The sequence below is a fragment of the Methyloversatilis sp. XJ19-49 genome, from assembly GCF_024580145.1.
Classification (GTDB): Bacteria; Pseudomonadota; Gammaproteobacteria; order Burkholderiales; family Rhodocyclaceae; genus Methyloversatilis.
Map to the genome: position 1 here is coordinate 23,029 of NZ_JANINI010000007.1, position 20,204 is coordinate 43,232.

The following is a 20,204-nucleotide window of genomic DNA, read 5'->3' on the forward strand; positions in this document are numbered from 1 at the left end:
CTGACCCCATTCAATGTTTCGGACCCGTAGGCGCCTGCCCTGCAGGCGATCGGGAGTCACATGACGGTGTCGCGGTGATCGACAGCTCGATCGCCTGCGGGGCAGGCGCCCACGAGAACATCAGGTGGCGAACGAGCGCGTCAGCTCGACCAGCGCATCGACACGCGCCCGCGCGGCGCCGGATTCGACCGCCTCACGGGCACGGTTCACACCGTCGCGCAGGCTGTCCGCCACGCCCGCCACATAGAGGCTGGCACCGGCGTTGAGCAGCACGATGTCGCGCGCCGGGGCGAAGCGGCCCTCCAGCGCGGCCAGCAGCATGTCGCGCGAGGCCTGCACATCGGCCACGCGCAGCGTGTCGAGTGCATGCACAGGCAGACCGACGTCCGACGGATGCACCGTGTATTCGCGCACCTCGCCGTCGCGCAGCTCGCCGACGAAGGTGTCGCCGCTGATCGAAAGCTCATCCAGCCCGTCGCGGCCATGCACCACCAGCACATTGCGCGAGCCCAGTTCCTTGAGCACCCGCGCCAGGATGCCGACCAGGTCGGCGTGGAACACACCCATCACCTGATTGGCCGCACCGGCCGGATTCGTCAGCGGACCCAGGATATTGAACATCGTGCGCACGCCCAGTTCCCGGCGCACCGGTGCGGCGTGCTTCATCGCGCTGTGGTGGTTGGGGGCGAACATGAAGCCCACGCCAGCCTGTTCGATGCATGTCGCAACCTGCGCCGGCGTGAGGTTCAGCGTCATGCCGAGCGCTTCCAGTACGTCGGCCGACCCGCTCTGCGACGAACTGGCCCGCCCGCCATGCTTGGCCACGCGCGCGCCGGCGGCGGCGGCAACGAACATCGCTGCGGTGGAAATATTGAAGGTGTGCGCGCCGTCGCCACCGGTGCCGCAGGTGTCGACCAGGGTCTGGCTGTTGTCCACCGGCACCTTCATCGACAGCTCACGCATCACGAGTGCCGCAGCGGCAATTTCGCCCACGGTTTCCTTCTTCACCCGCAAACCGATCAGGATGGCGGCGATCAGGGTCGGCGACACTTCGCCGGTCATGATCTGGCGCATCAGCGCGGTCATTTCGTCGCGGAATATCTCGCGATGCTCGATCACGCGCTCGAGCGCCTGTTTCGGCGTGAAGCTCATGCGCCTGCCCTCCACTCGTCCAGGAAGTTCTTCAGCATCCGGTGACCATGCTCGGTCAGGATGGATTCCGGGTGGAACTGCACGCCCTCGACCGCCAGCGTCTTGTGCCGCATGCCCATGATTTCGCCGTCGTCGGTCCAGGCCGTCACTTCCAGGCACTCCGGCAGCGTGTCGCGCGCCACCGCCAGCGAGTGGTAGCGGATCGCAGTGAAGGGATTCGGCAGGCCGCGGAACATGCCCTTGTCGGCATGGTGGATCGCCGCCGTCTTGCCGTGCATCACCACCTTGGCATGCACCACGTCGCCGCCGAACGCCGCACCGATGCTCTGGTGGCCCAGACACACGCCCAGTATCGGGTACCTGCCGGCGAAGGCATTGATCAGCGGCACCGACACACCGGCTTCCTTCGGCGAACACGGCCCGGGCGACACCACGATGTGGTCCGGCTTGAGCGCATCGATCTGGTCGAGCGTGATTTCGTCGTTGCGGAACACCCGCACGTCCTCACCCAACTCGCCGAAGTACTGCACGAGGTTGTAGGTGAAGGAGTCGTAATTGTCGATCATCAATAACATGTCAGTTCCCCCGCCCGTCCGGGCCCGGCACCAGCCCCGCTTCCGCCAGTTCGGCCGCGCGCAGCACGGCGCGCGCCTTGTTCAGCGTTTCCTGCCATTCGCCTTCCGGCGTCGAATCCATCACCACGCCGCCGCCGGCCTGGGCATGCAGCATGCCGTCCTTGATGACCGCGGTGCGCAGCGCGATGGCCACGTCCATGCCGCCGTTGAAGCCGAGGTAGCCGACCGCGCCGGCATAGATGCCGCGCTTGACCGGCTCCAGCTCGTCGATGATTTCCATCGCCCTCACCTTGGGCGCGCCGCTGACCGTGCCGGCCGGGAAGGTGGCGCGCAGCACGTCCATCGCGGTCAGCCCCGGCTTGAGCACGCCTTCGACATTGCTGACGATGTGCATCACGTGCGAATACTTCTCGACCACCATGCGGTCGGTCACCTCCACCGAACCGATGGCGGCGACCCGGCCGAGGTCGTTGCGGCCCAGATCGACCAGCATGATGTGCTCGGCGCGTTCCTTCTCGTCCGACAGCAGGTCTTCGGCCAGCGCGCGGTCTTCGTCCGGCGTGGCACCGCGCTTGCGGGTGCCGGCGATCGGCCGCACGGTCACCTTGTCGCCTTCGAGACGGGCGAGGATTTCCGGGCTGGCGCCGACGATGTGCGTGTCGCCGAGATTGAAGAAATACATGTAGGGCGACGGGTTCAGCGCGCGCAGCGCGCGATAGACCGCCATCGGCGTCGTTGCCAGCGGCTTGCTCATGCGCTGCGACGGCACGACCTGCATGATGTCGCCGTCGAAAATGTAGCGCTTGGCGGTGTCGACCGCCGCGCAGTAGGCGTCGTGGCCGAAGCCGGACACCGCGTCCACCGACACGCCGCGCGGCGTGTCCGGTTCGCGCAGCGGCGACTTCAGCCGCGCCGACAGCGCTTCGAGCCGCAGATGCGCGTTCATCAGCGCGTCCGGCTGCGCCGGGTCGGCATAGACGATGAAGGTGAGCCGGCCCGACAGGTTGTCGAACACCGCGAGCTCGTCGGACAGCAGCAGATGGATGTCCGGCACGCCCAGCGGATCGACCTTGTTCCAGCCGGCCTCGAGCCGGTGCTCGACATAGCGCACCACGTCGTAGCCGAAGTAGCCGACCAGCCCGCCCGAAAAGCGCGGCAGACCCGGCAGGTCGGGCACCCGGTAGCGGCCGATGAAGTCCTGCACGAACGCAAGCGGGTCGGCCGATTCGCAGTGCTCGATCTCGACCTCGTCGCGCAGCACGCGGATGTCGTTGCGACGCACGACGATGCGCGTCTGCGCCGGCAGGCCGAGTATCGAATAACGCCCCCAGCGCTCGCCACCCTGCACCGATTCGAGCAGATAGGAATACGGCGCGTCGGCCAGCTTGAGATAGGCAGACAGCGGCGTGTCGAGGTCGGCCAGCGCCTGGCGCGCGACCGGAATGCGGTTGTAGCCGGCGCGTACGAGCGCCTCGAATTGATCGTGATTCATGGACAGACCGGAGTGCAGGATTTGAACGGGCGCCGCGGTGTCACCGCGCGCGCCGGACCGGAAGCGGACTCAGGCGGCTCGCCACAGGTACCCGTGCAGGGGCGCGGGCGCGCAGCTGCGGGCGGGTCTCTCCTTGGAAGTCGGGCTATCCATTTTTGTCGGTACGCTCAGGGTTGATCGACCCGATGGCCGGTCGACAGCATGACCCGATCGAGCAGGTCAGGGAGCGACGATAGTAGCCCATCGCAATCTTTTGCGTCCAGCACGCGCCCTTCGCTGTAGCCCCAGGACACACCGAATACTGCGACGCCGGCCGCGCGGGCGCATTCGATGTCGTTGTACGAGTCGCCGACATGCAACAGCGCGCCGGGTGCGCAGCCCAGTTGCGCGGCCGCATGCAACAGCGGCGCCGGATCGGGTTTCTTCTGCGGCAGCGTGTCGCCGCTGACCACGCAGTCGAAGTACGGGCTCATCTTCATCAGTTCGAGCAGCGGTTCGGTGAAGTCGGCCGCCTTGTTGGTGACACAGGCGAGCCGGAAACCGGCGACCTGCAAGGCGGCCAGCGTGTCGTGCGCGCCCGGGTAGGCGACCGACCGCTCGCCGTTGCGCGCGCGATAGCAACGCTTGAAATGCTCGATCGCCTGCGCCAGCAGCGCGGCGTCCTGCGCGCGCTCGCCCAGGCAACGCTCGACCAGATCCGGAATGCCGCGGCCGACGAACACGCGTACTTCATCTTCACGCCGGGGTGGCAGGCCGAGTTCGAGCGCCATGTCGCGCGCGGCGGCGGCGAGATCGGGCACGGTGTCGAGCAGCGTGCCATCGAGGTCGAAGCTGATGGCGGCAACCGCGAGCCGCGGGCTCATGCCGCGACTGTCTGGCGTCGCGGTCATGCCGCGACGGTGGCGAGCTGGGCGCGCAGCGCGCCGATCACGCTGTCGTAGCGGTTCGGGTCGGTGTCGAGCCCGGCGCCGAACACGGCCGAGCCGGCGACGAAGGTGTCGGCGCCGGCGCGCGCGATGTCGGCGATGTTGTCCACCTTCACGCCGCCGTCGATCTCCAGCCGGATGCGCCGGCCGGTGCGCGCTTCGTACTCGTCGAGCTTCGCGCGTGCGGCGCGCAGCTTGTTCAGCGTTTCCGGAATGAAGCTCTGGCCACCGAAGCCCGGGTTCACCGACATCAGCAGCACGAGGTCGAGCCGGTCCATCACGTGGTCGAGGTGATGCAGCGGCGTGGCCGGGTTGAACACCAGACCAGCCCGGCAACCGTGATCGCGGATCAGCGCCAGAGAACGGTCGATGTGCTCCGACGCTTCCGGATGGAAGGTGATCACGTTGGCGCCGGCCTTCGCGAAGTCCGGAATGATGCGGTCGACCGGCTTCACCATCAGATGCACGTCGATCACCGCGTCGGTATGCGGGCGCAGCGCCTGGCACACCAGCGGACCGATGGTCAGGTTGGGCACGTAGTGATTGTCCATCACGTCGAAGTGAATCCAGTCGGCGCCGGAATCGATGACGTTGCGCACTTCCTGCCCGAGCATGGCGAAATCGGCCGACAGCAGGCTGGGCGCGATCAGGAAATCGGCGGCGGATGAAGAACGTGCGGACAAGTGGCTCACGGGCGTGCTCCGGATGGCGGGAGTGCAATTGTATCGGCTCCCGTGCCCTGCCCTGCTCATTGGCCCGCGCTTCGACTGTGTGTCACGGCGGCTGCCGCTTGCCGCTCCGGTTTACTTCGGTTAAAAAGCTGCCATGGCCGAAGCTAAAAAACATGAAATCACGGTGTCGGTGCAGACACGCTACGTCGAAGAGCAGTCCGACCCCGACGAGTCGCGCTTCGTCTTCGCCTACACGGTGACGATCACCAATACGGGATCCGTGCCGGCTCAGCTGATCAGCCGTCACTGGGTCATCCGTGACGCGGCCGATTCCGAGCAGGAAGTGCGCGGCCTCGGCGTCGTCGGCCAGCAACCGCTGCTCAAGCCGGACGAAAAGTTCGAATACACCAGTGGCTGTGCGCTGACCACACCGGTCGGCACCATGGGCGGCACCTACCAGATGGTGGCCGAAGACGGCACGCAGTTCGAAGCCGTCATCCCCGAATTCACGCTGGCCATGCCGCGCGTGCTGCACTGAAGCCCGGGTCGGCGCGGTGTCACTCGACGCGTCATATACCCGTCTCGCCCCGTTGTACGACGCGGTCGTCGACCTCGCCTCGCGTGGTGCGCGGCGCGCCAGCCTCGACGCCCTGCCGCGGTCGCCATCCGACATCCTGCTGTGCGGCATCGGCACCGGCCTCGACCTGCCCTGCCTGCCGCCCGACCACCGCTACACCGGCCTCGACTTCAACAGCGCCATGCTTGCGCGCAGCCTGCCGCGTGCCGAAGGGCTCGATTACCGGCCGGTGCGTGGCGATGCGATGCGTCTGCCGTTCCGCGACGCGAGCTTCGACTGCGTCGTGCTGCACCTCATCGTCGCCGTCGTGCCCGATGGCGCCGCCTGCCTGCGCGAAGCCGCCCGCGTGCTGAAACCGGGCGGCGCGGCCTTGCTGCTCGACAAATTCCTGCCTGCCGGGCGACCGGCGCCATTGCGCCGCCTGCTGTCACCCATCGCCGGCCGCATCGCCACCCGGCTCGACCTGGTCCTCGAAGACGCGCTGAAAGATCTGCCCTTCGGCGTGGTCAGCAACGAGCCCGCCGCGTTCGGCGGCTGGTTCAGGCGCGTGCGCCTGCTGCGCGTCTAGGGTGCGACCCCCGGGAGCGGCGCGGATTTGTGGGAGCGGCGGCCTCGCCGCGATTGATGCCGCGATGATCGTTGATCAACGCGCCGATCGCGGCGAGGCCGCCGCTCCCACAGCGCCGCTGCTCTCACAGGCCGCCGCTCCTGCAGCGTAGCCCGTTCAGCGGGCGGCGCGACCAAGGCCGCGCATCTGCGCATGCCGGCGGGCACGACTGGCGTGATCCATGCTGTCCACGCTGCCGATCAGCGTCGTACGCACCGGCCGGATGCCTGCGAAATTCAGTGCATTGCGTTCGAAGCTCTTCACGCCGTGCGCAAGATAGATCCAGCGGAAGACGGCAGCCGGCATGCCCATGGTCACGACGAGCCGGGCCGAACGACCTTTCAGCAGCGGCGTGAACGGATTGAGCCCGCTACCTTCGCCAACCGCGAAACCCGGCTGGAGGAACTGTTCGAAAAAGGCCTTGAGCAACGCCGGCAGCGTACCCAGCCAGAGCGGGAAGAACACCGCGACATGCTGCGCCGCGGCCACTGCCGCCTGCGCCCGCGCGACATCGCCGTCAGCAGCGGTGGACCAGGACGCCTTGTCGCGCAGCAGCGGAAAGTCGAGCCGGGTCACGTCGAACACCTCGACTTCATGCCCGGCCTCCCGGGCACCTTCGATGTAGCTGTCGGCAAGTGCGCGCAGCAGACCCGCACGCGTTTCGGGATGTCCCTGGATGACAACGATGCGGCCCATGTGCGGAGTCCCTCGATATTGATACGCCCATCCTGATCGAAGGCAGGGGATGTTGGGCATCGCTGCGCTCACCCCAACCTACTGAAATGCTGGTGCGTCCATCCTGATCAAAGTCCGGGGCACGCACCTTGAGCGGGATCATCCGCCAGTGCATTTCGGGGGCGTTATTGCCGGTGCAACCGAGCGCACGGCGCGCCCCGTCATGGCGGCGCCGTGCGATGCCGCGGCTGCGTGGGCGCTGTGGCTCTGGCTGTGGGAGCGACGGCCTGTGGGAGCGGCGGCCTCGCCGCGATACGCACTTCGCACAGCGACCATCGCGGCACAATCGCGGCGAGGCCGCCGCTCCCACAGAGGCCGCACAGGGCGCCGCTCCACAGGCCACCGCTCCCGCAGGCCGCCGCGCCTTACCCCAGCCAGTGCGCGACGAGCGGCCGGCCGAGCGGGCTGGTGACGAACAGGAAAATCAGTACGTTCAGCGCCACGGTGACCCAGAAGCCGCGCCGGAACGACGCCTTGACCGACTTGTGGCGCAGGAACTGCTGCGCCAGCAGGCCGCCGGGCCAGCCGCCGACCAGTGCCAGCAGATGCAGCCGGGCTTCCGGCACGCGCATGCCGTCGCGGGCAGCCTGCGCCTTGTCGACCGCATACAGCCCGAAGGTGACGACGCTCAAACCGAGATAGAGCAGAAACCAGCCGGCCGGCACCTGCCACAGCCAGGCCGCGACCAGCATGACGATGAGAAAGGCCGGAATGATGAACAGCGTGGCGCCGCCCCACTGCGCCGGATGATCGTCGCGAACCTGACCGCGGGCGCGCGCGGTCTTCAGCGGCACGCCGTCGAGCAGCACCTGCCTGGCACAGCGCCGCCCCGCGCGGTCGGTCCCGACGGCAAAGCTGACGCGGTCGCCCGCCGACGGTCTGCGACCTTCGGCATTCACTTCGCTGATGTGGGCGAACAGTTCATCGCCGCCGTCGTCCGGCACGATGAAGCCGAAACCCTTGTCATCCTTCCATGTCCTGATGCGGCCTGTGCTGCGCATGTCGTCTCCCTGAAACACGGGGGCGGAAGATAGCACCGCTTCAGCCGCGGCGCCCGGCCTGCGCGACGATGTGGTCGGGCCACTCGAAGGCGTCGCAGCGTGGGCAGTCGAGCAGTGTGCCGAGATGGGCCGCACGCCCTTCTTCCGTCACCACCCAGGGCCGGTTGGTGAAAGGCGGGTGGTGGCGCAGGTGCTGGCGATGCCCGCACGCCAGCCGGGCGACCCAGTCGCCTGCGTCGTCGATCAGGTAACCGGTGATCGGCTGCTTCATCCGGCGACCGCCCCCCTGCGAGGACGCACCGCGGTGATCCACGGCTCGAAGCGGCGGCCCCACGCAACATCCATCTCGAAGGCCGCGCGCCCGCTGTCGAGCGCCGTCCGGTCGACGCCCTCCATCGCGCCGCGCAGCGCGTGCGGCACGCTGATGCGGGCGACCGACGGCTCGCCGATGTGGCCGCCGAAAGTGGTCTTCTGATCGATCACCGTCACCGACGGCGTCACCGTTGCGGCAACGATGGCATGCGTGCGCCGGTCCGGATAGCGCTGGCGCAGCGCCGCCGCGTCCAGCCCGGCGTCGACGGCGAACAGGCGCGACGCCTTGTCCTGTTCGTACTTCAGGGCCTCCTGCGCCGACGTCAGCGCGTCGGCATCCTGCTTGTCCGTGCTGCCGCGGGCGAGTGCACGGTCCAGCCGGGCTTGTGCGCGGGCCAGCGCGCGCTGCCAGGCCTCGCCGGCCAGTTCGAGCACGACGTACACCTCGCGGCTGGCGCGGTAGGCATCGCGCCCGTCCTTCAGGTCGAAGCCCAGTTCGCGCAGCTTGTCGGCATCCAGCCAGGCAGGACCACTGCCGTAACGCATGTCGAATCCGGAATCGGCGTCGTTGTCGTCGCGCATCGACGCGCGCCACAGCAGCGCCACGTCGATGCTGCCGCGCTCGCCATCCAGCCCGAAGGCATAGGGCAGGCTCAGTTCGCGTTGCGTCAGCGTGAGCGCGCTGGCGGGCGCGCCCGAACGGTTCCACGCCACGCCCGCCAGCACGAAGGCATTCACCGCGACGATCAGCGCCACGCCACCCGCCAGCAGGATTTTCTGGACGCGCCTCATTGCCCGCCCTCCGCCGGCACGACCGCGCGCAGCCGCTTCAGCACCAGGATGACCAGCAGCGCCACCAGCCCGAGCACGAGGAAGAACAGGAACTTCGGCATCACCGCCCACCACCAGTCGAACAGCTTGGTGTACAGGAAGATGACGAAGAACACGACCGCGGTATTCATCACCTCCGGCCAGCCACGGCGCGCGCCGAGCCAGGTCAGCAGGCCGCCGGCGACGAAGCCGCCCAGCTGATAGATCCCTTCGACCACATCGGCCTCGAACGGCAGATAGCTCGCGCGGCCCCAGTTCGACAGCACCAGCATGGGCAGGAACAGCGCGAGCAGCGCGACCAGCCGCCAGGTGGCGTCGAAGCCCGGATGTCGCCGGTGGTCGACGAAGAACGGTACGCAGAACATGGCCAGCGCCGCCGGAAAGAAGTGTTCCGGCCGCTCGCCCACGCTGAGCCAGTACATGCCCGACCAACTGCCGACGCGCGCGGCGATGAAGCCGGTGATGCAGACCAGCCCGGCCACCAGCAAGAGGCGCAGTTCGCACGTATAGGCGAGCAGCAGCGCAAAAGCCGCCCACGGCAGCAGCGCCTTGTCCGACGGGGTGATGTTGAAGCTCGAACCGAGCAGGCCCAGGTTCAGCACGAAGCAGGCGAAGGCCACCAGCGCCGCCAGCTTGGTGAAGTAGCCGGAGGCGTCGCGCCCGTGCAGCCAGGCGGTCAGCCCCAGCGTGCCGAGTGCGGCGCCGGCCAGCACCATGACCTGCACCGTTTCGGGAAACAGCGGCCAGTACTGGCGGAACAGGAAGAACACGCTGGCCGCCAGCGCCAGCGCGCCGAGGAAGGAGGCGATGCGCAGGCCGAGCGTGAGCTGGCGCGCGCGCTGCGTGGTGTCGACGTCAGGCCGCGCGGCGAGGCGCGTCAGCAGCACATCGTGGTGCGCCCGGATCGCCGCTGCATCGGCCGCGGCCAGCCCGTCGGCCGCGAGTCGCGCCTGTTCGCGACGGAAGGCGCGAATGTCGTCGGCGCGTTGCTGCGCGTCGGCGCGTGACAGGCTGTCGTCCATCGCATCGTTTCCGGATGTCATCGCCGCATCATGCCACGGCCGCACCGGGCTGCCGACGGCCAGCACAGCGCGGGCCGGTCAGGCACAATCGGGCGATGGATCACCCCCCCGTCCCGCTGTTGCGCGGCAGCCTGCGCGCACTCAAGATCATCCTGCTGACCTTCACCGGCATCGGACGCACGCGCATGATCAACCGCACCACCGAAGGACTCGGCCCGCAGCACTTCCTGCTCGGCGGCCTGTTTGCCGCCATCGCGGTGAATGTCGTGCTGATCGCGCTGGTGATGTGGGCAACGAGCTGAATCGCCCGGCAGCGCCGACTCACAGCACAAGAGTGTGGGCCAGAGCCCGCGTTTGAGCTGTGGTTTTGAGCTGTGGTTTTGAGCTGTGGTTTTGAGCTGTGGTTTTGAGCTGTGGTTTTGAGCTGTGGTTTTGAGCTGTGGGCTTGAGCTGTGGGCTTGAGCTGTGGGCTTGAGCTGTGGGAGCGGCGGCCTCGCCGCGATTGATGCCGCGATGATCGTTGATAAACGCGCCGATCGCGGCGAGGCCGCCGCTCCCACAAGACCGCCGCTCCCGCAGTTCCGCTCCCGCACTACCCTCAGACGCCCTCTTTCGCGCCGAGCCGCCACAGGCGGGTCACTTCATGGGAGCGCGCCGCATGAAGCGGGTCGGACTCGTCACTCGCCTTGGGGTGGCGCGGGCGGGCGTCGAGGTGGCCAAGCACCTTCAGACCCGCGTCGTCGATCCAGCCCTGCAGTTCGTCGGCGGTGCGCAGGCCAAGGTGTTCGGCCAGGTCCGACAGGATGAGCCAGCCTTCGCCGTCCGGCCCCAGATGTTCCGCCAGCCCCGACAGGAAGCCGCGCAGCATGCGGCTGTCCGGGTCGTACACCGCGTGTTCCAGCGGTGAGGCCGGGCGCGCCGGCAGCCAGGGCGGGTTGCACACGATGAGCGGCGCGCGGCCGTCGGGGAACAGGTCGGCGGCGCGCACGTCGATCTGCGCGCCCAGCCCGAGGCGGGCGACGTTGTCGCGCGCGCAGGCCAGCGCGCGCTCGTCCTGATCGGTCGCAACCACCTTCGCCACGCCGCGCTTGGCCAGCAGTGCAGCCAGCACGCCGGTACCGGTGCCGATGTCGAAAGCGCGCGACGCCTTCTTCAGCACCGCAGGCAGCGGCGCCTTCGCAATCAGATCGACATATTCGCCGCGCACCGGCGAAAACACGCCGTAGTGCGGATGGATGCGCGCTTCGAGCGCCGGCACCTCGACGCCGTTGCGCCGCCACTCGTAGGCACTGATCACGCCCAGCAGCTCGCGCAGCGAGCACACATAGCCTTCGCGCGCCTCGCCGTGCGCCTGCGTGCAGGCCTCGACCACATCGGGCGCGCGGCGCAGCGGAATGACGTGACCGGCGTCGAACGGAATCAGCAGCATGCCCAGCGTGCGGGCGCGCTGCGACTGTGCGAGCCGGTGCTGGTTGAATGCGTCGCGCATCGTGGCCGCCGGCTTGCGCGGCTTGCGGTCCACCCGCCGCACCAGCGCCTGCAGCAGTTGCCGCGCGTTCTGGAAATCGCTGCGCCACAACAGCGCCGTGCCCTCGCTCGCAAGGCGGAAGGCGCTGTCGGCGCTCAGAGTGTCGTCGGCCACCACCACGCGCTTCGGTGGCGGCAGGCCAGCTTCGGATTGCCAGCGGGCGCTGCGTTCAATCTCACCTTCGTGCCATTGCAGAACTGCTTCGCTCACTGACCATCCCGTCCGCGCTAAGGCCGCTGTCGCGGCAAGAGCGCAGCACGCTACACGATTCGTGCGCGAGCGGCGAATGCAGATTCAGCGACGGCAACGCGCCGACGCGCCACAGCGCCGAGCAGACCCAGGCCGGCCAGCATCAGGGCCCGGCTTTCGGGCTCGGGCACTGCGGCGGCGAGGGTGTGGCAGATGTTCATGGGATGGCTCCCGGATCGGTGCTCAAAGATTGCCCCTGGCCCACGGGCCGGTGATGGCCACAGTGATGCCGGGTGTCTGCACGGTCGCGAACAGCACACGGCCGGTCGGGTCGCAGCAGGCGCCGCAGAATTCGAAGCCGCGATAGTCGCCGGCGGAGGCAATCTTGCCTGCGCTCACAGTCTGGTCGGCGGACAGCGTCAAGTTTTTCTTGCAGAAGATGTAGGCCTCGCCGGCCGGGTTCAGGCCGAGCAGGCGGTTGCCGCTGCCGCAGGCGTCGGTCACATCGCCGCCGCCCTCGCACAGCAGCACACCGCCGCGCGTGCTGACGGTGACGTTGTCCGGATTGTTGCCGGCGGTCTGGTTGCCACTGACGAAGGTGGCGCGTCGCGCACACCGCCGCCACCAAGGTTGTCGACTTTTCTTACAGCAACTCTAATTTACAGTCGATAACATTCTCAACCATATGAATAAAAACAGTTTTCATTGTTTTTCTTGCATGGGCTCCAAATTTGCTTTCGTGCTCCGGGCCAAACGATTCCAGAGGAACCCATCATGAAACACGCTTTGCTGCTCATGGCCTTGCTGGCCGGCACCGCCGGTTCGGCCCAGGCCGAAAACTACGACTTCCGGACGTTTGTCGAGTCGAGCTGGGATTACGTCACCCCCCAGGCGCCCGGCGCCCTCTGGGCCGCCCATTACGGCGACCAGGATGGCTCCTTGCTGCCGCCGATGTCTGCCGCGACGTACGGTTACCCCTGCGGTACGTGTACGCAAACCGGCCAGCTGGTGAATATCGGCGATGCCGCATTTGGCGGGGCGGCCGGCCTGCCGACTTTCGACGGCGTGTTCCTGCATCCCGGGCCTTCGGATGCCAGCAGCGTCGCCATCGTGTTCACCGCACCCGAAGACATCACGCTGAACGGCGTGACCGTGCACGCGGAAATGGTGATCAACGGCCTGAGCAGCAACGGCGTCGATGTAACGGTCAGTCATACCCGCAGTGGCGTGACGACCTCGGTCGGCAGCTTCGTGGTCAGTGGCGCCGATTACACGCCGCAGGCTTTCAGCTTCGGGTCTGCACCGCTGCAGTTCCTGTCCGGCGACCGCATCACCGTGGATGTCGGCCCGAACGGCAGCTATCTCTACGACCATCTGAACATCAACGTGGTGACCATGGCCGCTGCCGTGCCCGAACCCGAAACCTGGGCGCTGATGCTGTCCGGCCTTGCCCTCGTGGGCTTCGGCAGCCGTCGAAACAAGGTCTGAGACACCACCGGCGGCCGTTGTCGGCCGCCGGCTTCCGATGGGCCGGCATCCCCCGCCCCGCGGGGCGTCACTTTGGATCAGCTGCGGTAGTCCGCGTTGATCTTCACGTAGTCGTAGCTGAAGTCGCAGGTCCAGCAGGTGGCGCGGGCGCTGCCGCGGCCGAGGGTCACGCGCAGCGCGATTTCCGACGGGGCCATGGCGGCGGCGCCCTGCTCTTCGCGGTAGGCGGGGTTGCGGCCGCCGTCTTTCGCGACCAGAAAGTCGCCGATCCACAGGCTCACCTTCGAAGTGTCGAGGTCTTCCAGCGACGGATGGTTCTGCGCGGCGTTGCCGACGGCGGCGAGGATGCGGCCGAGATTGGGGTCGGATGCGAAGAAGGCGGTCTTGACCAGCGGCGAGTGGGCGATGGCGTAGCCGACCGCCTTGCATTCGGCGACGTCACGGCCGCCTTCGATGTCGATGGTGATGAATTTGGTCGCGCCTTCACCGTCGCGCACGATGGCCTGGGCCAGTTCGGCGGCGAGCGAGGTCACGGCATCGGCAAGCGCGGCGCCGGCTTCGCTGTCGAGCGCAGTGATTTCGGCGTTACCGGCGGTGCCGGACGCGATCAGCATGAAGGAATCATTGGTCGAGGTGTCGCCGTCGACCGTGATGCAGTTGAACGAGCGGTCGGCGGCGTGCTTCACCATGGCTTCGAGCGCGGCCTGCGACACGGCGGCGTCGGTCGCCATGAAACCCAGCATGGTGGCCATATTGGGTTTGATCATGCCGGCGCCCTTGCTTATGCCGCTCAGCGTGACGGTGCGGCCGTCGATCTGCACGGTGCGCGACGCCACCTTGGCGACCGTGTCGGTGGTCATGATGGCGTGTGCGGCGGCGTGCCAGTTGCCTTCGTCGAGATCGGCCATGCAGGCAGGCAGGCCGCGTTCGATGCGGTCGACCGGCAGCGGCTCCATGATGACGCCGGTGGAAAACGGCAGCACCTGCTCCGGTGCCAGGCCGAGCACGCGCGCCACGGCGATGCAGGTGGCGTGCGCGGCGACCATGCCGGGCTCGCCGGTGCCGGCGTTGGCGATGCCGGTGTTGATGACCAGCGCCCGGATGTCGCTGCGCGACAGGTGGTCGCGGCACACCTGCACCGGCGCGGCACAGAAGCGGTTCACCGTGAAGACGCCGGCCACGCGGGCGCCCGGCACCAGCGAAATCAGACACAGGTCGCGCCGGTTGGCCTTGCGGATGCCGGCCTCGGCGATGCCGAGGCGTACGCCAGCGACCGGCAGGATGGATTCGGCGGGCGGCGTCTGGTAATTCACGGGCATGGGCGGGTCTCGCAGGGGGTAAAACCGCGAGTTTATATGCAGGCTGGCGCCGATCGCCGGATTGATGTCGCGCACCTCTTACTGCACGCCCGTCACAGGAATTCACCTTCCTTGTAACCAGCGCGAAATCACGCCTCTGCAGGGATTGTCCGGAAACGGCCCCGCTCCCGCTTTCGGCGGGCCGGCTGCCTGTTGCGAAGCCACGCTGCATGCGGCTGGCGACGCACCATGATCCGAACGGACCAGTTCACCTTCACGGCACTGCAAAGCGCCCTCCCCAGCCTTCTGCGTGATCCCGGCATCGGCCGGACCGACCACACAGGGGAGATGAACCATGAACGCTGATTTCGCACGTCTGAGCCTCGCGCTCGCGCTGACCGCGGCCTTTGCCGCACCGGCCGCGCACGCCGCCCAAAACACGCTGGCCGGCTGGGCCGTGATGCCGGCAAACACCTTCTCCGACGGCCCGACCTCGGGCCAGTTTGCCGGCGCCGGCGCCGGTGGCAACCCGCTGCCGCTGATCGACCTGCAGCCGGTGCAGGGCTTCTCCGGCGTGCTGGCCGGTGCCAACGGCAGTTTCCGCGTGATCTCCGACAACGGCTTCGGCGCGCAGGGCAATTCGGGTGACACCTTGCTGCGCAGCTATGCAGTTAATGTCGACTTCCGCACCGCGCAGGGTGGCACTGGCAGCGTGTCTGCTGCCGACTGGAACACCGGTGCCTCGCTGCCGGCGTTTTCCGCTACCAGCCGCATCACGCTGAGCGACCCGAAGAACCTGCTGAGCATCAAGGTTCAGGCCGACTACACGCACTACTACAACAACGCCGCCAACCCGCTCGTGGACGCGTCGATCAAGTCCGGGCGCCTGCTCACCGGCGCCGACCTGGACATCGAATCGGTGCGTCAGGACAAGAACGGCAACCTGTGGTTCGGCGACGAATTCGGCCCCTACCTCGTGAAGACCGATGCCAGCGGCGTGGTGCAGCGTCGCGAAATCGCACTGCCCGGCGTGTTCGCGCCGCAGAACGAGGCAGTGCTGAACGGCTCGGCGACGAGCAACCTCGGCGGCTCCGGCGGTTTCGAAGGCATGGCCATCAACGCCAGCGGCGACAGGCTCTACACGCTGCTCGAAAAGACGGTTGCCGGCGACCCCGCCAGAAGCCTGCGCATCAATGAGTTCAGCATTGACAGCGAAAGCTACACCGGCCTCGACTACCTGTACCAACTCGAGGCCGAAGGCACGGCCATCGGTGACATGACCGCCATCGATGACCACCGCTTCCTGGTGATCGAGCGCAACGGCGGCACCGCCACCCGCGGCACGCCGTTCAAGAAGATCTTCATCGCCGACACCACCGGTGTTGCCGACGGCGGCCTCGTCACCAAGACCGAACTGGTCGACCTGATGAATATCGCCGACCCGGACGACCTGAACGGCGACGGCCTCACCACCTTCACTTTCCCTTACGTGACCATCGAGGACGTGCTCATTCTCGACGCCAACACGCTACTGGTGATCAACGACAACAACTACCCGGGCACGGGCGGTCGCGACCTCGGCTCCGACCACACCGAGTTCCTGAAGATCAGCCTCGCCAACCCGGTACCGGAGCCCGAAACTTACGCAATGCTGCTGGCCGGTCTCGGCCTGATCGGCGCAGCCGCCCGCCGTCGTACGCGCTGAGTGTCGCCCGGTCCGCGGTGCAATCCGCTCGCCGACTGACGCGGCCCCTTCCGAGGGACCGCGTTCGCCGATAAATGAATGAAGACATCGTCGACGGCGAAGCCCGAACGCTCCGCCATTTCAGCGCTGCACAACGCGACACAGGCAGATTTGAATGGTCCGCACATCAAATTGGAATGGCTGAAAACACCTCTTTCAGGCGGAGGGCTCGATAGTCCATTCGGCGCAGCCACCCTTCACGTGCTTGTCACTGCCTCGGCCTAGCCTGCGCAACATCAAATCCTGTGGGGTTCGGACCTTCGTCCGTCGCCCGCAAAAATTCAGGGAGATCACATGAAATGCTCATATGACCGTCGTCCGCTCGCGCTTGCCTTTGCTTTGGCTCTGGCGAGCTTCGGCGCGCAGGCGGCAGCACCTTTCGAGTTTTCCTACATCGGTCAGCAGATCGTGCCGACCGGCACGCAGTTCGCGGGCACCACGGTAGGCGGCCTGTCGTCGATCGATTACGTGGCCGGCAGCGGCCGCTATATTGCGATCAGCGACGACCGCTCCGGTTTCAATCCCGCGCGCTTCTACGAGGTGTCGCTAGATCTGAATGCCTTCGCGCGCTCGGCCACGCCTGGCATGGCCGGCGTGGGTTTCACCGGCGTGACCACGCTGCTCGACACCTCCGGCGCGGCCTTCGCCACCAATCAGGTCGATCCGGAAGGCATGCGCTACGACGCGACGCGCAACCAGTTGTACTGGAGCAATGAAGGTCAGCGCTCGGGCGCCGGCTTCCAGAACCCCACCGTGCGCAGCGCCAGCCTTGATGGCACCTACGGTCGTGACTTCGCAGTGCCGGCACGCTACAACCCGGTAGGCAGCAACAGCGGGCTCGCCGCCGGGGACAGCGGGGTCTACAACAATCTCGCGTTTGAAAACCTCGCGATCTCGACCGACGGCAACACGCTTTACGCCGCCACCGAAAACGCCCTCGCGCAGGACAGCCTGCCGGCGACCGCAGCCAACGGCTCGCGCAGCCGCATCCTGTCGTTCGACATCGAAAGCGGCGCCGCCGGTGCGGAATACATCTACGACGTCAGCCCGGTGGTGTTCGCGCCGAACCCGGCAAACGGTTTCGCGACCAATGGACTGACCGACTTCATCGCTGTCGGCGACCGCCAGTTCATCACCATCGAGCGCTCGTTCTCGCTCGGCACGCCGGCGAACGGCATTCCGGCAACCGGCAACACGATCCGGCTGTTCTACGCCGACGCGCGCAACGCGACCGACGTGTCGTCCTTCGATTCGATCGCCGGGCAGACGATCACCGCCGTCAGCAAGACGCTGCTGCTCGACCTGTCGGACCTGAAGAATGACGACGGCTCGACGCTGTCGCTCGACAACATCGAAGGCCTCACCTTCGGACCGGCGTTCGATGGCAAGCAGACGCTGATCCTTGCGTCGGACAACAACTTCGGCGCCACGCAATTCACTCAGTTCATCGCGCTGGAAGTCACCGCCGTGCCCGAACCCGAAACGTACGCGATGCTGCTGGCCGGCCTCGCGCTGACCGGATTCATGGCACGCCGCCGCAAGGCGGGCTGAGCCCCGGGGCGCGCTGCACCCGGCGCGCCCCTCAGGAAGACCGCTGCATCCCCCGGAGAGACACTCATGAAAAATCTGGTCACGCTTCGTCCCGCCCTGCTGTGCGTCGCACTGCTGTCCGCGTTCAACGCACCGGCGGCCTTCGCCTGGAACACCCTCGATGGCGCCGCCCCCATCGTCATCGGCCACCGTGGCGCATCCGGCTACCTGCCGGAGCACACACTGGCTTCGTACGCACTCGCCATCGAGCAGGGCGCGCACTTCATCGAACCTGATCTGGTGCTGACGAAGGACGGCCACCTGATCGCCCGCCACGAGCCGATACTCGACGGCACGACAAATGTGTCCAGCGTGTTCGACGTCAGCCGCAAGTCCACGCGACTGCTCGACGGCGTATCCACGACCGCCTATTTCGCCGACACCTTCACGCTGGCCGAAATCAAGACGCTGCGCGCCATCCAGCCGCGCGCCGACCGTGACCAGAGCTTCAACGGCCTGTACGAAATCCCGACGCTGGACGAAGTGATCACGCTGGCGCAGTCGAAGGGCGTGGGCATCTATCCGGAACTGAAGCACTCGGTCTACATGAATGCGCAGGCCGCGAACAACGGCTTTGCTGCGCATTACTTCGAGGACAAGCTGGTCAGCACGCTGCATGCGGCCTACGGCAACACGTCCGCCGCGCCGGTATTCATCCAGTCCTTCGAAGTGTCGAACCTGCAGTATCTGAATGGCAAGACCGACATCCGTCTGGTGCAGTTGATGGATGCCTGGGACGTGAATGCCGACGGCAGCATGGACCTTACGGTGCCGCCGTATGACCGCCCGTTCGATTTCGCCGAAGCGGGTGATCCGCGCACCTTCGGCGACCTGCTGACCGCAGCTGGCCTCGACTTCATCGCCGGCTACGCCGACGGCATCGGTCCGTGGAAGCCCTATCTGCTGAAGACGGTGGCCGATGGCGTCGAGCGCACCGGCGACGGCGTGATCGACGCGCGCGACCGGCTGGTCGAGGGCAGCACCGGCATCGTCGAAGCCGCCCACGAACGCGGTCTGCTGGTGCACACCTGGACTTTCCGCGACGACTCGATCGGCTACCAGCTCGGCTATGGCACGCCGGAAGAGGAATACGCCGCGTTCTACGCCCTCGGCGTGGATGGCGTGTTTTCGGATCACCCGGACACCGCACTGGCTGCACTGGCCGCCGTGCCCGAGCCCGAAACCTGGGCAATGCTGCTTGCCGGTCTCGGCCTGATCGGCGCAGCTGCCCGCCGTCGCGCCTGAGCAACCGGAGACAACGAAATGAAAAAGACCTTGCTGGTGGCCCTGCTCGCCACCTTTGCCGGCCACGCGCCGGCGGCCGATTTCTCGCTGCGCGTCATCGGCGAGCAGCGCATCGCGACCGGCACGCTGTTCGAAGACGTCGAGTTCGGCGGCATTTCCGGGCTCGACCGCGCCGCCGACGGCCGCTACTGGGCGATTTCGGATGACCGCGGCGGCGAGCGCGGCACGCCGCGCTTCTACAACCTGTCGCTCGATTACGACGCTGCCGGCTTCAACGGCGTCACCGTGAACAGCCAGACCTTCATGCAGCGGCCGGACGGCTCGACCTTCCCGTCGAACGCGCGCACGGTCGATCCGGAAGGCATCCGCGTGGCGCCGAACGGCAATCTGTACTGGTCGTCGGAAGGCAACTGGAACAGCAACGCGGCCAGCCGCTACCAGCCCTTCGTGCGCGAAATGACGACCTCGGGCGTCTTCGTGCGCGAGTTCGCGACGCCGGCGATGTTCAACTACGTCGACAACGCCACCACCGGCGGTCGCAGCAACAAGCTGTTCGAGGCGCTGACGGTGGCGCCCGGCGGCACGATCTGGACCGCCAATGAAGACGCGCTGGTACAGGACGGCCCGCTCACATCGATCAGCAACGGCAGCGTGGTACGCGTGACCGCGCTTGATCCGGTCAGCGGCGTGGCCGGTGCGCAATATGTATACGCACTGCCGCCGATTCCGGTCGATGCCGTGCCCGGCGCGCCGTTCGGCCCGGACAACGGCCTGCCGGAACTGCTGGCAATTTCCGACACGCAGTTCATCGCGGTGGAACGCGCATTCGCCTTCGGCGTGGGCAACACCATCCGTCTCACATTGGCCGAAATCATGCCGGACACGACCGACGTCAGCAGCTTTGACAGTCTGGCCGGCGCGACCTACACGCCGATGCGCCGCGAGCTGCTGCTCGAAATGCCGATCACCTTCGAAGGCATCACGCTCGACAACATCGAGGCGATCAGCTGGGGCCACACGCTGGCCAATGGCAACCGCACGCTGGTGCTGGCGGCCGACAACAACTTCAGCGGCACCCAGGTCACGCAGTTCATCGCGCTCGAAGTGTCAGCCGTGCCCGAACCCACCCGCATCGTGCAGTTTCTCGCCGGCCTCGGCCTGATGACGCTGACGCTGCGCATGCGCCGTCGTTGAGACGCCACCCATAAAGGAGTTTACGAC

General features: G+C 67.0%; 21 protein-coding genes and 1 pseudogene. 8 read left to right on the forward strand and 14 right to left on the reverse strand.

Features of this window, described 5'->3' with window-relative positions; genetic code table 11:
* Positions 1 to 120: 120 nt before the first annotated feature.
* From trpD to rpe, 5 genes are all read right to left on the reverse strand, one after another.
* Positions 121 to 1,152, reverse strand: coding sequence for an anthranilate phosphoribosyltransferase (trpD, locus tag NMQ16_RS09725; RefSeq protein WP_257080374.1), 1,032 nt, complete (start codon positions 1,150 to 1,152; stop codon positions 121 to 123).
* Positions 1,149 to 1,727, reverse strand: a complete 579-nt coding sequence (locus NMQ16_RS09730; protein WP_257080375.1) for an aminodeoxychorismate/anthranilate synthase component II — start codon at positions 1,725 to 1,727, stop codon at positions 1,149 to 1,151. Before NMQ16_RS09730 ends, trpD begins: the two co-directional genes overlap by 4 nt.
* 1 nt (position 1,728) lies before the next feature.
* Positions 1,729 to 3,219 carry an anthranilate synthase component I gene (gene trpE / locus NMQ16_RS09735; protein WP_257080376.1) on the reverse strand — a complete coding sequence of 497 codons (1,491 nt, stop codon included), beginning with the start codon at positions 3,217 to 3,219 and terminating at the stop codon, positions 1,729 to 1,731.
* 167 nt (positions 3,220 to 3,386) lie between these two features.
* On the reverse strand, positions 3,387 to 4,082 hold the full coding sequence (locus NMQ16_RS09740) for a phosphoglycolate phosphatase (RefSeq protein ID WP_257080377.1): 696 nt from the start codon (positions 4,080 to 4,082) through the stop codon (positions 3,387 to 3,389).
* Between the two features lie 23 nt (positions 4,083 to 4,105).
* Positions 4,106 to 4,837 (reverse strand): ribulose-phosphate 3-epimerase, encoded by a 732-nt coding sequence (gene rpe, locus NMQ16_RS09745; protein WP_257080378.1) that lies wholly within the window; start codon positions 4,835 to 4,837, stop codon positions 4,106 to 4,108.
* Between the two features lie 133 nt (positions 4,838 to 4,970).
* On the opposite strand from rpe, the gene apaG reads away from it, so the two are divergent.
* Together apaG and NMQ16_RS09755 are read left to right on the forward strand one after the other, a co-directional pair.
* Positions 4,971 to 5,354 carry a Co2+/Mg2+ efflux protein ApaG gene (gene apaG, locus NMQ16_RS09750; protein WP_257080379.1) on the forward strand — a complete coding sequence of 128 codons (384 nt, stop codon included), beginning with the start codon at positions 4,971 to 4,973 and terminating at the stop codon, positions 5,352 to 5,354.
* Positions 5,355 to 5,370: 16 nt separating this feature from the next.
* Positions 5,371 to 5,961: a methyltransferase domain-containing protein gene (locus NMQ16_RS09755; RefSeq protein WP_257080380.1), complete on the forward strand. Its 591-nt coding sequence runs from the start codon at positions 5,371 to 5,373 to the stop codon at positions 5,959 to 5,961.
* A 156-nt stretch (positions 5,962 to 6,117) separates the two neighbouring features.
* On the opposite strand, the gene NMQ16_RS09760 is transcribed toward NMQ16_RS09755, so the two are convergent.
* The 5 genes from NMQ16_RS09760 to NMQ16_RS09780 all read right to left on the reverse strand — a co-directional run bounded on the left by NMQ16_RS09760 (position 6,118) and on the right by NMQ16_RS09780 (position 9,922).
* Complete coding sequence (locus NMQ16_RS09760; protein WP_257080381.1) at positions 6,118 to 6,696, reverse strand: NAD(P)H-dependent oxidoreductase; 579 nt, start codon at positions 6,694 to 6,696, stop codon at positions 6,118 to 6,120.
* A 404-nt stretch (positions 6,697 to 7,100) separates the two neighbouring features.
* Positions 7,101 to 7,736, reverse strand: coding sequence for a cold shock and DUF1294 domain-containing protein (locus NMQ16_RS09765; RefSeq protein WP_257080382.1), 636 nt, complete (start codon positions 7,734 to 7,736; stop codon positions 7,101 to 7,103).
* Between the two features lie 40 nt (positions 7,737 to 7,776).
* Positions 7,777 to 8,007: a DUF3565 domain-containing protein gene (locus tag NMQ16_RS09770; protein ID WP_257080383.1), complete on the reverse strand. Its 231-nt coding sequence runs from the start codon at positions 8,005 to 8,007 to the stop codon at positions 7,777 to 7,779.
* On the reverse strand, positions 8,004 to 8,840 hold the full coding sequence (locus NMQ16_RS09775) for a DUF4824 family protein (RefSeq protein WP_257080384.1): 837 nt from the start codon (positions 8,838 to 8,840) through the stop codon (positions 8,004 to 8,006). The genes NMQ16_RS09770 and NMQ16_RS09775 overlap by 4 nt, the downstream gene beginning before the upstream one ends.
* Positions 8,837 to 9,922, reverse strand: coding sequence for a DUF2157 domain-containing protein (locus NMQ16_RS09780; RefSeq protein WP_257080385.1), 1,086 nt, complete (start codon positions 9,920 to 9,922; stop codon positions 8,837 to 8,839). Before NMQ16_RS09780 ends, NMQ16_RS09775 begins: the two co-directional genes overlap by 4 nt.
* Before the next feature lie 74 nt (positions 9,923 to 9,996).
* On the opposite strand from NMQ16_RS09780, the gene NMQ16_RS09785 reads away from it, so the two are divergent.
* Positions 9,997 to 10,203: a DUF2970 domain-containing protein gene (locus tag NMQ16_RS09785; protein WP_257080386.1), complete on the forward strand. Its 207-nt coding sequence runs from the start codon at positions 9,997 to 9,999 to the stop codon at positions 10,201 to 10,203.
* Between the two features lie 296 nt (positions 10,204 to 10,499).
* Here NMQ16_RS09785 and NMQ16_RS09790 read toward each other — a convergent pair whose 3' ends face one another.
* The 3 genes and pseudogenes from NMQ16_RS09790 to NMQ16_RS09800 all read right to left on the reverse strand — a co-directional run.
* On the reverse strand, positions 10,500 to 11,639 hold the full coding sequence (locus NMQ16_RS09790; RefSeq protein WP_257080387.1) for a class I SAM-dependent methyltransferase: 1,140 nt from the start codon (positions 11,637 to 11,639) through the stop codon (positions 10,500 to 10,502).
* 50 nt (positions 11,640 to 11,689) lie between these two features.
* Positions 11,690 to 11,839: a PEP-CTERM sorting domain-containing protein gene (locus NMQ16_RS09795; protein ID WP_306441771.1), complete on the reverse strand. Its 150-nt coding sequence runs from the start codon at positions 11,837 to 11,839 to the stop codon at positions 11,690 to 11,692.
* Positions 11,840 to 11,861: 22 nt separating this feature from the next.
* Positions 11,862 to 12,194: pseudogene (locus NMQ16_RS09800) on the reverse strand (alkaline phosphatase PhoX); the annotation flags it as partial.
* Positions 12,195 to 12,392: 198 nt separating this feature from the next.
* On the opposite strand from NMQ16_RS09800, the gene NMQ16_RS09805 reads away from it, so the two are divergent.
* A complete protein-coding gene (locus tag NMQ16_RS09805) occupies positions 12,393 to 13,106 on the forward strand; it encodes a PEP-CTERM sorting domain-containing protein (protein ID WP_257080388.1) in 714 nt (237 codons plus the stop codon).
* A gap of 77 nt (positions 13,107 to 13,183) precedes the next feature.
* Here the strand turns inward: NMQ16_RS09805 and argJ are convergent, their stop codons facing one another.
* On the reverse strand, positions 13,184 to 14,425 hold the full coding sequence (argJ, locus tag NMQ16_RS09810; protein ID WP_257080389.1) for a bifunctional glutamate N-acetyltransferase/amino-acid acetyltransferase ArgJ: 1,242 nt from the start codon (positions 14,423 to 14,425) through the stop codon (positions 13,184 to 13,186).
* 334 nt (positions 14,426 to 14,759) lie between these two features.
* Here argJ and NMQ16_RS09815 point away from each other — a divergent pair, with 334 nt between their 5' ends.
* The 4 genes from NMQ16_RS09815 to NMQ16_RS09830 all read left to right on the forward strand — a co-directional run bounded on the left by NMQ16_RS09815 (position 14,760) and on the right by NMQ16_RS09830 (position 20,177).
* Positions 14,760 to 16,109, forward strand: a complete 1,350-nt coding sequence (locus tag NMQ16_RS09815; RefSeq protein WP_257080390.1) for an esterase-like activity of phytase family protein — start codon at positions 14,760 to 14,762, stop codon at positions 16,107 to 16,109.
* Between the two features lie 333 nt (positions 16,110 to 16,442).
* On the forward strand, positions 16,443 to 17,699 hold the full coding sequence (locus tag NMQ16_RS09820) for an esterase-like activity of phytase family protein (RefSeq protein WP_257080391.1): 1,257 nt from the start codon (positions 16,443 to 16,445) through the stop codon (positions 17,697 to 17,699).
* Between the two features lie 66 nt (positions 17,700 to 17,765).
* On the forward strand, positions 17,766 to 18,983 hold the full coding sequence (locus NMQ16_RS09825; RefSeq protein ID WP_257080392.1) for a glycerophosphodiester phosphodiesterase: 1,218 nt from the start codon (positions 17,766 to 17,768) through the stop codon (positions 18,981 to 18,983).
* An 18-nt stretch (positions 18,984 to 19,001) separates the two neighbouring features.
* A complete protein-coding gene (locus NMQ16_RS09830) occupies positions 19,002 to 20,177 on the forward strand; it encodes an esterase-like activity of phytase family protein (protein ID WP_257080393.1) in 1,176 nt (391 codons plus the stop codon).
* Positions 20,178 to 20,204: the final 27 nt, after the last annotated feature.

Excerpts from the sequence above, each read along its gene's own strand:
- trpD (WP_257080374.1), bottom strand. The coding sequence starts at position 1,152 with ATGAGCTTCACGCCGAAACAGGCGCTCGAGCGCGTGATCGAGCATCGC.
- NMQ16_RS09730 (WP_257080375.1), bottom strand. The coding sequence starts at position 1,727 with ATGTTATTGATGATCGACAATTACGACTCCTTCACCTACAACCTCGTG.
- trpE (WP_257080376.1), bottom strand. The coding sequence starts at position 3,219 with ATGAATCACGATCAATTCGAGGCGCTCGTACGCGCCGGCTACAACCGC.
- NMQ16_RS09740 (WP_257080377.1), bottom strand. The coding sequence starts at position 4,082 with ATGAGCCCGCGGCTCGCGGTTGCCGCCATCAGCTTCGACCTCGATGGC.
- apaG (WP_257080379.1), top strand. The coding sequence starts at position 4,971 with ATGGCCGAAGCTAAAAAACATGAAATCACGGTGTCGGTGCAGACACGC.
- NMQ16_RS09760 (WP_257080381.1), bottom strand. The coding sequence starts at position 6,696 with ATGGGCCGCATCGTTGTCATCCAGGGACATCCCGAAACGCGTGCGGGT.
- NMQ16_RS09765 (WP_257080382.1), bottom strand. The coding sequence starts at position 7,736 with ATGCGCAGCACAGGCCGCATCAGGACATGGAAGGATGACAAGGGTTTC.
- NMQ16_RS09770 (WP_257080383.1), bottom strand. The coding sequence starts at position 8,007 with ATGAAGCAGCCGATCACCGGTTACCTGATCGACGACGCAGGCGACTGG.
- NMQ16_RS09775 (WP_257080384.1), bottom strand. The coding sequence starts at position 8,840 with ATGAGGCGCGTCCAGAAAATCCTGCTGGCGGGTGGCGTGGCGCTGATC.
- NMQ16_RS09780 (WP_257080385.1), bottom strand. The coding sequence starts at position 9,922 with ATGACATCCGGAAACGATGCGATGGACGACAGCCTGTCACGCGCCGAC.
- NMQ16_RS09785 (WP_257080386.1), top strand. The coding sequence starts at position 9,997 with ATGGATCACCCCCCCGTCCCGCTGTTGCGCGGCAGCCTGCGCGCACTC.
- NMQ16_RS09795 (WP_306441771.1), bottom strand. The coding sequence starts at position 11,839 with ATGAACATCTGCCACACCCTCGCCGCCGCAGTGCCCGAGCCCGAAAGC.
- NMQ16_RS09805 (WP_257080388.1), top strand. The coding sequence starts at position 12,393 with ATGAAACACGCTTTGCTGCTCATGGCCTTGCTGGCCGGCACCGCCGGT.
- argJ (WP_257080389.1), bottom strand. The coding sequence starts at position 14,425 with ATGCCCGTGAATTACCAGACGCCGCCCGCCGAATCCATCCTGCCGGTC.
- NMQ16_RS09815 (WP_257080390.1), top strand. The coding sequence starts at position 14,760 with ATGAACGCTGATTTCGCACGTCTGAGCCTCGCGCTCGCGCTGACCGCG.
- NMQ16_RS09820 (WP_257080391.1), top strand. The coding sequence starts at position 16,443 with ATGAAATGCTCATATGACCGTCGTCCGCTCGCGCTTGCCTTTGCTTTG.
- NMQ16_RS09825 (WP_257080392.1), top strand. The coding sequence starts at position 17,766 with ATGAAAAATCTGGTCACGCTTCGTCCCGCCCTGCTGTGCGTCGCACTG.
- NMQ16_RS09830 (WP_257080393.1), top strand. The coding sequence starts at position 19,002 with ATGAAAAAGACCTTGCTGGTGGCCCTGCTCGCCACCTTTGCCGGCCAC.